Origin of the sequence: Mesorhizobium sp. B2-8-9 (assembly GCF_006439475.1) — a bacterium.
GTDB lineage: Bacteria > Pseudomonadota > Alphaproteobacteria > Rhizobiales > Rhizobiaceae > Mesorhizobium.
The window spans coordinates 377,943-389,895 of the sequence record NZ_VFTQ01000002.1; the positions used below are offsets into that span (position 1 = coordinate 377,943).

At 60.4% G+C, this 11,953-nt stretch carries 13 protein-coding genes; 2 read left to right on the plus strand and 11 right to left on the minus strand.

Annotated features, from left to right (window positions below; translation table 11 throughout):
- Position 1: 1 nt before the first annotated feature.
- The 6 genes from FJ423_RS04080 to FJ423_RS04105 form a co-directional block, all read right to left on the minus strand.
- Complete coding sequence (locus tag FJ423_RS04080) at positions 2-796, minus strand: HAD-IIA family hydrolase (RefSeq protein WP_064994674.1); 795 nt, start codon at positions 794-796, stop codon at positions 2-4.
- On the minus strand, positions 789-1,562 hold the full coding sequence (locus tag FJ423_RS04085) for a glucose 1-dehydrogenase (RefSeq protein WP_064994673.1): 774 nt from the start codon (positions 1,560-1,562) through the stop codon (positions 789-791). Before FJ423_RS04085 ends, FJ423_RS04080 begins: the two co-directional genes overlap by 8 nt.
- Positions 1,559-2,500, minus strand: coding sequence for a ribokinase (locus FJ423_RS04090; protein WP_064994672.1), 942 nt, complete (start codon positions 2,498-2,500; stop codon positions 1,559-1,561). The genes FJ423_RS04085 and FJ423_RS04090 overlap by 4 nt, the downstream gene beginning before the upstream one ends.
- Positions 2,497-3,357, minus strand: a complete 861-nt coding sequence (locus FJ423_RS04095; protein WP_064994671.1) for a carbohydrate ABC transporter permease — start codon at positions 3,355-3,357, stop codon at positions 2,497-2,499. Before FJ423_RS04095 ends, FJ423_RS04090 begins: the two co-directional genes overlap by 4 nt.
- An 11-nt stretch (positions 3,358-3,368) precedes the next feature.
- The gene (locus FJ423_RS04100) at positions 3,369-4,325 is read right to left on the minus strand and encodes a sugar ABC transporter permease (protein ID WP_084016024.1); all 957 of its coding nucleotides are present in this window, start codon (positions 4,323-4,325) and stop codon (positions 3,369-3,371) included.
- Positions 4,326-4,387: 62 nt separating this feature from the next.
- Positions 4,388-5,848, minus strand: coding sequence for a sugar ABC transporter substrate-binding protein (locus FJ423_RS04105; protein WP_224655862.1), 1,461 nt, complete (start codon positions 5,846-5,848; stop codon positions 4,388-4,390).
- Positions 5,849-6,358: 510 nt separating this feature from the next.
- Between FJ423_RS04105 and FJ423_RS04110 the strand changes: the two genes are divergently transcribed.
- The gene (locus FJ423_RS04110; RefSeq protein WP_084016063.1) at positions 6,359-6,613 is read left to right on the plus strand and encodes an AlpA family phage regulatory protein; all 255 of its coding nucleotides are present in this window, start codon (positions 6,359-6,361) and stop codon (positions 6,611-6,613) included.
- Here FJ423_RS04110 and FJ423_RS04115 read toward each other — a convergent pair.
- The 3 genes from FJ423_RS04115 to FJ423_RS04125 all read right to left on the minus strand — a co-directional run bounded on the left by FJ423_RS04115 (position 6,594) and on the right by FJ423_RS04125 (position 10,269).
- The gene (locus FJ423_RS04115) at positions 6,594-7,847 is read right to left on the minus strand and encodes a tyrosine-type recombinase/integrase (RefSeq protein WP_064994668.1); all 1,254 of its coding nucleotides are present in this window, start codon (positions 7,845-7,847) and stop codon (positions 6,594-6,596) included. The two genes, FJ423_RS04110 and FJ423_RS04115, sit on opposite strands and share 20 nt — an antisense overlap.
- Positions 7,848-8,163: 316 nt before the next feature.
- Entirely contained in the window at positions 8,164-9,729 is a 1,566-nt protein-coding gene (gene guaA, locus FJ423_RS04120) for a glutamine-hydrolyzing GMP synthase (RefSeq protein WP_140839394.1), read from the minus strand.
- 57 nt (positions 9,730-9,786) lie between these two features.
- Positions 9,787-10,269 (minus strand): MarR family winged helix-turn-helix transcriptional regulator, encoded by a 483-nt coding sequence (locus FJ423_RS04125; RefSeq protein WP_140839396.1) that lies wholly within the window; start codon positions 10,267-10,269, stop codon positions 9,787-9,789.
- Between the two features lie 87 nt (positions 10,270-10,356).
- Here FJ423_RS04125 and FJ423_RS04130 point away from each other — a divergent pair, with 87 nt between their 5' ends.
- On the plus strand, positions 10,357-10,674 hold the full coding sequence (locus FJ423_RS04130) for a hypothetical protein (protein ID WP_140839398.1): 318 nt from the start codon (positions 10,357-10,359) through the stop codon (positions 10,672-10,674).
- 12 nt (positions 10,675-10,686) lie between these two features.
- On the opposite strand, the gene FJ423_RS04135 is transcribed toward FJ423_RS04130, so the two are convergent.
- Positions 10,687-11,325, minus strand: coding sequence for a 5'-methylthioadenosine/S-adenosylhomocysteine nucleosidase (locus tag FJ423_RS04135; RefSeq protein ID WP_140839400.1), 639 nt, complete (start codon positions 11,323-11,325; stop codon positions 10,687-10,689).
- Between the two features lie 139 nt (positions 11,326-11,464).
- Entirely contained in the window at positions 11,465-11,926 is a 462-nt protein-coding gene (locus FJ423_RS04140) for a PaaI family thioesterase (RefSeq protein WP_140635058.1), read from the minus strand.
- Between the last annotated feature and the right edge of the window lie 27 nt (positions 11,927-11,953).

Consider the following 11,953-nt stretch of genomic DNA (forward strand, 5'->3'; position numbering starts at 1 on the left):
ATCAGCGCTTCAAAAATATTTGTTTCAGGCTCGATACGGTAAAATCCGGCGCCAGCAGCGACGGATCGTCGATCGGCGGAACGCCCGTGGTCACCAGGACTGAGCATAGCCCGGCGCGTTTCCCGGCCTGTATGTCGGTTGGTATCTGGTCGCCGATCATCAGCGTCGAGGCTCGATCTGTGCCGAGCTGCGATAGTGCAGCTTCGATCATGTGCACTTCCGGCTTTCCCACGATGATGGGCTTCACACGTGCGGCAGCCGAGACTGCGGTCAGACAGGCACCTGCCCCGGGCTCGAAACCGGTCTGGGTGGGCAGCAGGAGGTCCGGATTGGTTCCAATCAGCACCGCGCCTTTGAGGATCGCGTCGACTGCGATCGTGAGCTTCTCGTACGTGATTTCCCGGTCGAGCCCCATGACCACGACGCACGGTTGCTTGTCGGTGATCTCGAGCTCCGCATCGGTGATGGCCTTCTTCAGCGAAGGCGCTCCGATGACATAGGTCCGCGTCCCCGCGGGATAGGTTTGCCGGATCATCTTCGCGGCGGTGACTGCGGATGTGACGACGTTCTCCTCCCCCGCCTCCAGGCCAAAGCCGCGCAGCTTCGAGACGACGTCGCCGGCCGTGTGGGTCGAGTTGTTGGTGACGAAGCAGAATGGGATCCGCTCGGCCTGCCAGGCCTTGAATGCCTCGACAGCATCTTCGATCGCATTCTTGCCACGATAGACGACGCCGTCGAGGTCGGAGACGATCCCCGTTATGCGCGGCCACGCAAGCGTTGAAACCATATCAGCCATTCATCAACATCCCGCCGTTTACATGAACGATCTGACCGGTAATGTAGGCGGCCGCGGGGCTCGCCAGGAACACCGCCAGTCCGGCGACGTCTTCCGGCGATCCGACCCGTCCCAGCGGGATGCGACCCGCATGCCTTGCTTCGGTCTCCTCCTTTGGGCGGCCATGCATGGGCGTATCAATTATGCCCGGCGCGACGGCATTCACGTTGACGCCCATGGGTGCGCATTCATAGGCGAGAAGTTTTGTGAGATCGTGGACTACGGCCTTGGAGAAACAGTAGTCGGCTCCGCCTGCCTGATAGTTGAATACGGCGCCCTGCGACGACAGGGATGATCCGATGTTGACGATGCGTCCGCCGCCGTCACGAAGAAATCGTTGCACGACCGACTTGGAGCAGAGGAGCACCGCGTCAGAATTAATCAGCATCGTGCGGTCGATCTTGGCCTTGTCGCCGCAAAGAAGCGACTCCGCCGATTTGATCCCGGCGTTGTTGACGAGAACATCCAGTCGTCCGAAGCGCTCGGCGACGATGTCGAGGACGCGGACGATGTCCTGTTCGCTCGTCACGTCCATGGCGAGCGTGAGCGGTTGGCCGTTGGCTTCAACCATGCCGTAGGTCCGGGTGAGCGCCTCACTGCTCGCATCGGTCGCCACGACATTGGCACCGCTCGCCAGAAAGGCGTTGACGATGGCGGCACCGATACCGCCGCCCGCGCCGGTGACGAGAACCGTCTTGCCGGACATCGTGAAAATTGGTGATGTCATCGTATCTCCAGTAATGTTCTGTGGTTCAGGAACTCGTCGACAGCTGCGGCGGTGGGCATTGACGGCTGTGCGCCCCTTCTCGTGACGCAGAGCGCCGCAACGGCCATGGCCTGGCGGACCGCTTCGCGGACAGGCACATTCCTGGCGAGCGCTGCCGCGAACCCTCCGTTGAAAGCATCGCCTGCCGCCGTGGCATCCACCACGACCACAGGGAACGAAGGAAGGAGAAAGCTTTCCTCGCCGTTCGAATAGAACGCCCCGCGCTCTCCCAGGGTAATGAGGGCTGCCCTGGCCCCCAGTTCGAGTAGAATCGTCGCAGCTCGGGCTGCGCTCTGTGGATCGACGACTTCCACTCCTGTGAGTTCGAAGGTCTCTGACTCGTTGGGGGTGACGAAATCGACCTGGGACCAGGCCTTGCGAGAGAGCCCGGTGCGCACGGGGGCCGGATTGAAGATAAGGCGAAAGCCGAGCCTGGGCTTCAGCGCGAAAAGCCGCTCCAGCGCATTCACGGGGAGGCCCATTTCGGCGACCACGATGGACCTGGGCTCTATGTGATGCGCGACTTCGTCGATCACGGCCGCGGTGACATTCGCGTTTGCGCCAGGATCGATGATGATCATGTTGCTACCGTCGTCTGCCACCATGACGAGCGCTGACCCCGAGGCCTCGCCCGACGCGATCTGGACCGCCTCGGTCAGGACCCCGGCGTCTGACAGGGCGCGCATTAAGACGTCTCCCGCCTCATCATCGCCGAGGCGCGTGAAGAACTTTGGCCGCATGCCAAGCTTCGCCGCGGCCACGGCTTGATTGGCACCCTTGCCTCCGGGGTGACGGACAAGAGAGCCGATCAAGCTTTCACCTATCGTGGGTAGCCGTTCCACATTGAAGCACAAGTCGAGATTCGTGGTGCCAAAGAAGATCAGGGGGCAAGGGTTCATTTAACAGCTCCGAAGGTCAGCCCGCGCTCAAGATGGCGCTGTCCTATGACGATCAGGATAACCGGCACGATCATGGTAACGACCAGCCCGGCGGCCATGACGGGATAGAATTGGATACCGGGATTGAGGAGTTTCAGCAGCGCGACGGTGACAGGCGCCTTGGTTGAACTCAGCATCAGTCCGAGCGCGAAGTTGTGCCAGGCAAGGAGGAATACCAGCAGGGACGCGCCGATGAGGCCGGGCTTCAGCAACGGAAGGACTATGTGCAGGACGACACGAAACGGTTTCGCGCCGTCGATTGCCGCAGCCTCCTCGATGTCTTTCGGGATGTCCTCGACATAGGATCGTGTCAGCCAGACGATCATCGGCAGCGTCACGACCTGGTAGACCCAGATCATGCCTATATAGGTGTCATAAAGGCCCAGGGACTGAAACAAGCTAAAGAGCGGGATCACCACCAAGAGAACGGGAGCGAAGCGAAACCCAAGGATGAAGAACGCGATGTCTTCCTTGTAGGGGATGTCGCGTCTGGCCAATACATAGCCGGCAGGGACTCCCGCGATCAGCGAAACCACAACTGCGCCGAGGGCGATGACGACGCTGTTTATCACGGGTTTGAGGAAGTCGACCTTGATGGTTCCATAGCTCGTGGCGCCCGCCTGGGCCGCATCGAACAGGACGCGGAAATTGTCCATTGTGGGAGTGAAGACGAAGCTCGGAGGCCAGGCCATGACGTCGCTCTGCTGCTTCAACGCCATCATGACGATCCACACGAGCGGAAATGCGAGCACGGCGACGCAGATCAGAACCATTGCGTTGAGCACGATCCTGGTCGTGAGGGAGCGCGTGAAATCCATGGGTCTGGCTCCTATTGCACGCGGCGGCGAACCGCCCGCCAGAGTTTCACGGTAAAGAACGCGCCGATCAACACGATGAGCCAGTTGACGACCATCAAGGCCGCGCCGCGGCCGAATGTAAGGTTCTGAAAAGCCGTGATGTAGGCTTGCACGGAAAGCGCCGAGGTCGAGTTTCCCGGACCGCCCTGCGTGGTTCCGAAGATGATGTCAAACTGGTTCAGGGACTCGATAAGCCGAAAGATCGCGGCGATCAGGATGTGGGGCGCGACCAGCGGCAGCTCGATGTTGACAAATGTGGCCCATGCCTTCCCGCCGTTGATGCGGGCGGCCTCGCGAATATCGTCCGTGATGCCCTGGAGCCCTGCGAAGATGATGAGCGCGAAGAATGGGGTGTAGGTCCAGACATCAATCATTATCACCGAAAGCAGTGCGGTCCTGGTATCCGAAATCCAGGCGAAAGGCGCCAGCCCGATCAGGGACAAAAGATAGTTCATGATGCCGCTCTGCGGGTTCATCATCGTCGTCCACATCAACGCGACACTCATGGGTGGAAGGACGAGGGGAAGTAGGATGACCGGACGCAAAGCCCTGGCCATGAACACGCCGGAGGCGAACAGTTTCGCGACTGCTAGGCCCAGCAGAGCCTCCATCACGACCGACGAGAGCGCGTAAGTTACGGTGACGCGAACACTGTTCCAGAAATCAGCCGTCCTGCCGAGCGCTATAAAGTTGGCGAAGCCGACGAACTTAGCGATCGGCCTGCCCAGGCGAAGGTCAGTCAGAGATTGGTAGACACCATAGAAGAACAGAAGAAGGAAGCCGAACAGGATAAGGACGGCAGGAAGAATGATTGCAAGGCTGAACCAGTCGATGGAACGCCCCTCCAGCGAATCCGAACCGGACGAAGCGCACGCGCCAGGTCCTTCGGCTGCCACCGGCACGATGGGTTTAAGTGCTTGGGATGACACGGCGTGGTCTCCGTCGTTGGCGGGAACAGGGCAGTGCAATAATACTGCCCTGTTCCTTTTGATCAGAGACCAGCGCGGATTTCTTCGGCAAGCGCCCTCAACGTTGTCTCGACGTCATCGCCGTTTACCATCTTCTGCATCGCCACAGCCCATGCGTTCATAGCTTCGCCGAAGCCGACACGCGGTGTGAAAGCCAGCGCGGCGTGGTCCTGTGTCTTTTTGAAGCTGTCAACGAAATTGTTGAACTCGGGCTGCGAAGCGTACTTAGTCCAGGTCTCGTCCTGCCAGGTCGACGTGCGCGGCGGATTGACGAGCTGGCCGGCAACGGCACCCTTGAGGGCCACCTGCTTGGAGGTGGCCCACTGCATGAACAGCCAGGCCGCGCCCTTCTTTTCGGAAGCCGCGTTCATGGCGAGAGCCCAGATCCAGATGTTGGAATCGAAGCTCGTGGCGTTCGGTGCGCGAAGCGGCGGAGCGAAGGCGATCTTGCCGGATGCCGGCTTTCCCGCAACATCGTTCCAGAAGCCGAACATGTTTGAGTCGATCGCCATCGCGGTGCGGCCAGACGAGATGCCGTCCACGACCTGGTACCAGTTATCATTGGCGAAGGAAGGAGCCGCGCACTTTTTGATCATGTCCACGTAATCCTTGTGGAACGCGATCGATTCCGGCGAATCCAGTCCCGTGTCGAGCTTGCCGTCCTTGACGACGAAATCGTGGACACCGTAAGAGCGGGCGATCGAGACTGCGGCGGTGTGGATACTGCTCCAGAAACGCACGCCTCGGACGCCCAACGGCGTGATGGAAGGATCGGCGGCTTTGAGTTCTTCGCACGCGTTTGCCATTTCCGGCGGAGTCGTCGGAACCGCGATGTTGTATTTGTCCAAGATATCCTTGCGGTAGAACAGCTGGATGTTCTCAAATGCGTGCGGGATTGCCCAGATTTGGCCACCATCCCCCGTTGCGACTTGGCCATCTTCCAGCTTCCAGGTAAGCGCCGAGCGTAGGCTCGGGAAGAAGTCGTTGAAGTCATATCCAGCATCGGTAAGCTTCGGATCGCCGAGGTATTTGTCCAGCGGCTCCAGAGCGCCACTCGGAGCGAGGTCCCACGCGGGCTGAATGCCAGTGCCGAACACATCCCATGCTGGCGACTTCGTCGTCAGTTGGATCGTCATCTTGCTCCAGTAGGAGTCGTCCGGGTACAGTTCCGGCGTGACCTTGATGCCGGTCAGCTTCTCAAACTCGGGAAGTTGCGCGGCCAGAGCATCGGCATACGGGTGGATGTCGTAGGCCCAAGTTATGCTGGTCCCTTCGAATTGGCGCCAGTTCATGGTTTCGGCAGCGGCCGAATTGGAGAGCGATGCCGAGACGGCAAAAAACGCTGAAGTCAAAAGCAAGCTGTTTGCGTAGCGACGGGCACCTGTAAAGAGTACGGCGAATGAGCGACCCATGTAATCCTCCCTGGGGCATTTTGCCAATTTCTGGGTCCACTCCTCCATCCCGAGTTCGCCCAAAGCCACCATAAGCGATTTCCAAATACCTCGCTCTGAATGCACCAGGCGAACTGGGTAAAAACGGGTAACCGGAATCTAAAGGTGTTGCAGTATCCCCATCAGGAATACTGCCTCCGTGGTGCTGGTCTTTGCCCGCGCCCTTCCGTGCGATCGGGACGCTGCCCGGTGACGACAACTACCAGCAGGCCGTAGGGAGGTACCCCATTGCCGCCGTTCATTCTTGCGGATCGGCGCGTAATAAACTGTCATTGAGGCTCGCGAAGTGGGTGTGCTCCTGAGCAAGACCTAGGCTTTTCGACCATCGCAAAGCTCGCCGGTTGGTCAAACGAGACGATGCGATCGTAGTTGAGAGCTATACTCAGATTGAAGCAGATGCGCGATCATTGGCCCGAAGGAGCCCTTGGTATGCAAATGGTCAAACGGGAGAAGCAAACTCAACACGAAAGCTGCCAAGGCATAGAGGCCGCGCCAGCGGATCGCTCCCTTCCGGTTCTACCTCACATTGCGGCGCGACAGGTCGTGCGAACTGTTCGCCGATCACAGTTGCGAGAAATCGTCCCGCTATCGGACACGACCATTTATGAAATGGAACAACGAGGCGAGTTCCCACGACGGTTCAATCTGACCCCCCGCTGCGTCGTTTGGGACCTGGGAGAAGTCGAAGCCTGGATTCAGGAACGGCGGAACGCGTCCTCTGCCGGTTCAATCGAACTGGCCCCAGGACCAGACGTGCGGTCACGGAAGAGAAGGCCCGTCAAATCGGATCGAGGATGACGGCTGCCCCGGAAATCGGCTGCAGTGTGGGTGCGTGTTTATTGCCAGCCGCCCACGCTTCAATCATGTCGGCCCATTCCTGCAGCATGTGGCGCCGCTGCGGTTCGTATTCAGCCTTGTTATAGACGCCCCGGGAGGAGCGACTGTCTTCGTGGGCAAGGCATTTTTCGATCCAATCGCGATTGAATCCGATCTCGTTTAGGAGCGTGGACCCGGTCCGCCGTAGATCGTGCACGGTAAAGGGAGCTAGCGGCAGATTTTGTTGTTTTGCGCGTTCCACAATCGCCATCGTAATCCGATTGAAGGTCGCGCGCGACATGGGTTCGTCGGCGTCGTAGCGAGATGGAAGCACGTATCGAGAGTTCGCGGCGCAAGTCTTAAGCGCAATCATGATGTCGAGGGATTGGCGGGACAGGTAGACGTTATGTGGCTTCTTCCGTTTCATTCGCTCTTTGGGAATGCTCCATAGCGCGTTCTCGAAGTCAACCTCATCCCACGTCGCGTCCAGAAGCTCACTTTTCCGAACCATCGTGAGCAGGATCAGCTTTACGCCCAGCCGAATGGTCGACAACGTCGGCACATTTTCCAACTCTTTCAGCATGAGTCGAATTTCTGCGGGTGACAACGCCCGGTCTTTCGCCTCGAAGGTGGCTATGGAAGCTGGCCCTACCTCGTCCGCCGGATTGGCGATCTTCTCGCCGTGCAGAATGGCATAACCATAGACCTGCTTAACGATATCCCGGACATGAATGGCCGTTGCCGGTGCGCCACGGTCCCTCACCTTTGCGCACAGCGCCCGCAAATCGTCCGATGTTATTTCTGCGAGGACCCTTTTGTCCCAAATCGGCAAGATGTCGCGATCAAAGACGGCTTTGCGCATCGAGCGCGTGCTGTCCGCCATCTTCGCCTCTTTAAACCATCTTCTGCCAGCATCGCCGAACGTGGCCGTCCCAGACAGGCGCCGCTTGTCACGCTGCTTTTCCTGGGCTGGCGATTTTCCGGCTGCAACCATTTTTCGTGCGGCAAGACAGCGGTCACGCGCCTCTGCAAGCGAGATGCCTCCCTCCCCATAGCGGCCAAGCGTCACTGTCTCTCGCCGACCATTTACTCGGTAGTCGTATCGGAATGATATCTGCCCTGTGGGAGCCACGGTCGCGTACATACCGTCACGATCAGTGACTTTGTATATTTTATCTTTTGGTTTCAGCTTCTTAAGTGCGATATCTGTGAGCATAGGAGGAGACGGACGGGCGCATCTAGGATTGTGAAACGCCTAATTTTACCGTCATTCGTTTTACCGTCAAGGCTCTGCGAGAGCCCATTGGATTCAATGCCTTACCTCGAAAGATGCCAACATGCTTGAGTCCGGCGCACTGACGGCATCAGTCTGCAGCGAAGATGACGCGAAAAGGAATGCCGTCAGATATACCGTCAAATGATTCCGCTTAGGGGCGATAGTCAGCGATAGACCTAGAGAGAAAAGAAGATAAGATTCAGAGGTTTAATGAAGTTTCTTCGATAGTCGCCGAATGCTGGCGAACGACCGACCTTTATTCCCACTCGATCGTCCCCGGCGGCTTTGACGTCACGTCATACACCACCCGGTTGATGCCGCGCACCTCGTTGATGATGCGGGTGGCGGCGGCGGCGAGGAAGCTCATGTCGTAGTGGTAGAAATCGGCCGTCATGCCGTCGACCGAGGTGACGGCGCGCAATGCGCAGACGAATTCGTAGGTGCGGCCGTCGCCCATCACGCCGACCGTCTGCACCGGGAGCAGCACGGCGAAGGCCTGCCAGATGGCGTCGTAGAGGCCGGCTTTGCGGATCTCGTCGAGATAGATGGCGTCGGCCTCGCGCAAGATCTCCAGTTTTTCGCGCGTGATGCCGCCCGGGCAACGGATGGCAAGGCCTGGGCCGGGGAAGGGATGGCGGCCGATGAAGCTTTCGGGCAGGCCGAGCTCCTTGCCGAGCGCCCTCACCTCATCCTTGAAGAGTTCGCGCAGCGGCTCGACCAGTTTCATGTTCATGCGCTCGGGCAAGCCGCCGACATTGTGGTGCGACTTGATCGTCACCGACGGACCGCCGGAGAAGGAGACGCTTTCGATGACATCGGGATACAGCGTGCCCTGGGCCAGGAAATCGGCGCCGCCGAGCTTCTTCGCCTCTTCCTCGAACACCTCGATGAACAGCCGGCCGATGGTCTTGCGCTTCTTTTCGGGATCGGCCTCGCCTTCCAGCGCCGAGATGAAACGGTCGGAGGCGTCCACCAGGATCAGCGGCAAATTGTAATGCTGGCGGAACATCTCCACGACGCCCTTGGCCTCGTCCTTGCGCATCAGACCGTGGTCGACGAGGATGCAGGTCAGCTGGTCGCCGATCGCTTCGTGGATCAAAAGTGCGGCGACGGAGGAGTCGACGCCGCCGGAGAGCGCGCAGATGACCTTGCCCTTGCCGACCTGCTTGCGGATCAATTCCACAGCGTGCTCGCGATAGGCGCGCATCGTCCAGTCGCCCTCGATGCCGGCGATGTTGTGGACGAAGTTCCGGAGTAGCCTGGCGCCGTCCGGCGTGTGCACCACTTCCGGGTGGAACATGATGCCGTACATCTTGCGCTCGACATCGCCGAAAATGGCGAAGGGCGAGCTTTCCGACTTGCCGAGCACCTTGAAGCCCGGCGGCAACTCGATGACCCGGTCGCCGTGACTCATCCACACCTGGTGGCGCTGGCCAGGCGCCCACAGGCCTTCGAACAGCGGGCTCTCCTTCTCGATCTCGACGAAGGCGCGGCCGAACTCGCGATGATTGGAGCTTTCGGCGACGCCGCCCATCTGCACGCAGAGCGCCATCTGGCCATAGCAGATGCCGAGCACCGGCACGCCGGCGTCGAAGACGACCTGCGGCGCACGCGGGCTGCCGATGTCGGTGGTCGAGGCCGGGCCGCCCGACAGGATCACCGCTTTGGGCTCGATGCGCTTGAAGGCCGCTTCGGCCGATTGGAACGGCACGATCTCGGAAAAGACGCCGGCCTCGCGGATGCGGCGGGCGATGAGTTGCGTGAACTGGCTGCCGAAATCGACAATCAGAACGGTGTCGGGATGATTGGCTGTCGTCGTCATGGCGAGCCTTTAGAGAAAGAAACGAGTCGGCGCAATGGGTTGGCGCGGTCGCGCCGTTCACTTCGATGCTGGTGCTTCTCCCGATGCATCGCCCTGCCCGGCGTCAAGTGAGCGCAAGGCGTCCATCAGCGCCGCGAACCGCTGCTCGCCGATGCGATCGATATAGCTGCGTTCGATCTGAAGCTTGATGCGATCGCCGTCGCGCAAGGCATCCAGGCCTTTGCGCGTATAGCGCACGAGCTTGCCGCGCCCGTCCCGTGGATCGGGCAATCGCTCCAGCACGCCTTCCGCCTCGAGCCCGTCGAGCAATTGCTGAACCGCTTGCTTGGAGGTCGCCGCGCGCTCGATCAATGCCGACTGGCGCGTGCCGTTGCGCGGAATGTGTCCAAGCAGCCCGGCACGCGCTTCGCTGAACCAAGCGTGGCCGGCGGCCCGCATAGCAGCGGCAAATTCCGCCTGCCAGGCACGGCTCGCCTGCCACAGCCGCCAACCGACGTGATCGGGCAGCCCGTCAGTTTTTTCGTCAAGCTCCTTGACCATTTAATTCGAACTCCGTATGGTCAAGATACTTGACGATCTTCTTGGCGTCGAGGCCATTCGAGAAACGCAAACCCGCGGACAGGAACAATGACGATACTGAACAGGGACACGCTGGCCATTATCATGGTCGGAACCACGCATGTCATCGACATGGGCGGCAAGAACGCCTTCATCCACTATGAAACCCACGATCGGGCGCACATGCTCCTGCCGGATGGCACGCGCTTTCACGGGACCTGGACGCTGCTTGACGACGGCTACAAGGTCGAATGGAAAAACGGCCCCGCCGGCGCGTGGAAACTCGATCATACAGCGGGGGCAATCGACTATATCGATGCGACAGGCGCCTCCCGTGGACGCATTTCACGCATCGATTTCGGCGATCCGCAACGCCTTGCTGCCTGATCCAACCGGCAGTCAGCCACCAAGCAGGCCGCCGCCGATCGCCTGTTCCAGCAGGGCGACGGCCGCGGCGAGCTTCTCGTCGATGACGTGCAGATATTCCGTCCAGTCGTTGACGTGCCTGAGATCGGCCGCGCCGTCGGAAATGCCGCGGAGCCCAATCAGCGGCAAACCGAACAGCTGGCAGGCACGCAGGCAGGCAAAGGTCTCCATGTCGACCATGTCGGCATCGATGGTGTCATAGGCAACGCCGGAGACGATCGCGCCGCCGGTCGAGAGCGTGGCGGTCTTGATGCCTGGAATGACGAAGGGCAGCGGCACCGACACCGGCAGTTCGAGGAAAGGCGTCGCGCCCTTCTCGAAGCCAAGCGGCGAAGCATCCATGTCGCGATAGCTCACCGACACGGCCTGGTAGATCTCGGTCTGCTCCAGCCTGCGGCTGCCGGCCGAGCCCAGCGAGACGACCAGGTCCGGAAGCGCGCCTTCAGCCTTCAACGCCGCGAGCTCGGCGCCCAGCCTGACCCCGGCCTCGACCGGACCGACCCCGGTCATCAGCGGCGTGAACAGGTTCTTCAGGTGCGGGCCGTATTCGGCCTCAGCCGCCATGACGAAGAGAACGGATTTTTGCGACAGGCGTGACACTTCGACAGTCATGAAGCTTTACCCCTATTTGCTACGACGACGCGAAAGGGACAACGTGCCCTCGCGGCCTGCCGGCCTTCGCTATGGCTCCGGGCGTTCGTCGCTCGAAAAGCCCATTTGGGAGCTTTTCGTCCGCTGCGCGGACCGCTCCTCACCCCTCTATCCCGTCGCGGCCGACCACCGTCATCATCGTGCCGGTCATGGTGGCGATCAGCTTGGCCTCGCCGTCGGCGGCGAAGGCGTAGGCCTGGCCGTCGGCGACGATGATGGTGCGACCGGGTTTGGTCACGGAGCCGCGGAACAGGAACCGCTCGCCCCTGCCCGGCGCGAGCAGGTTCACCTTGAACTCGATGGTCAGCACGCCGGAATTCTCCGGCATCAGCGAAAAGGCCGCGTAACCGCAGGCGGAGTCCAACGCCGTGGAGATGACGCCGGCATGCAGGAAACCGTGCTGCTGGGTCAGCGAGGCGGAATACGGCATCTCGATCTCGATGATGCCAGGCGTCACCAGCGTCAGCTCGGCGCCGATTGTCGCCATCGCCTCCTGGCGGGCAAAGGACGCCCTGACGCGTTCCTCGAAATCCGGAGCGGGTACGATCTTGGCTGCCGCCATGGCGCTTTGCCTCACATTGCTGGCGAA

Bases quoted from the DNA above. Each gene is read 5' to 3' on its own strand.
- FJ423_RS04080 (WP_064994674.1), bottom strand. From the start codon at position 796: ATGGCTGATATGGTTTCAACGCTTGCGTGGCCGCGCATAACGGGGATC.
- FJ423_RS04085 (WP_064994673.1), bottom strand. From the start codon at position 1,562: ATGACATCACCAATTTTCACGATGTCCGGCAAGACGGTTCTCGTCACC.
- FJ423_RS04090 (WP_064994672.1), bottom strand. From the start codon at position 2,500: ATGAACCCTTGCCCCCTGATCTTCTTTGGCACCACGAATCTCGACTTG.
- FJ423_RS04095 (WP_064994671.1), bottom strand. From the start codon at position 3,357: ATGGATTTCACGCGCTCCCTCACGACCAGGATCGTGCTCAACGCAATG.
- FJ423_RS04105 (WP_224655862.1), bottom strand. From the start codon at position 5,848: ATGGTGGCTTTGGGCGAACTCGGGATGGAGGAGTGGACCCAGAAATTG.
- FJ423_RS04115 (WP_064994668.1), bottom strand. From the start codon at position 7,847: ATGCTCACAGATATCGCACTTAAGAAGCTGAAACCAAAAGATAAAATA.
- guaA (WP_140839394.1), bottom strand. From the start codon at position 9,729: ATGACGACGACAGCCAATCATCCCGACACCGTTCTGATTGTCGATTTC.
- FJ423_RS04125 (WP_140839396.1), bottom strand. From the start codon at position 10,269: ATGGTCAAGGAGCTTGACGAAAAAACTGACGGGCTGCCCGATCACGTC.
- FJ423_RS04130 (WP_140839398.1), top strand. From the start codon at position 10,357: ATGACGATACTGAACAGGGACACGCTGGCCATTATCATGGTCGGAACC.
- FJ423_RS04135 (WP_140839400.1), bottom strand. From the start codon at position 11,325: ATGACTGTCGAAGTGTCACGCCTGTCGCAAAAATCCGTTCTCTTCGTC.
- FJ423_RS04140 (WP_140635058.1), bottom strand. From the start codon at position 11,926: ATGGCGGCAGCCAAGATCGTACCCGCTCCGGATTTCGAGGAACGCGTC.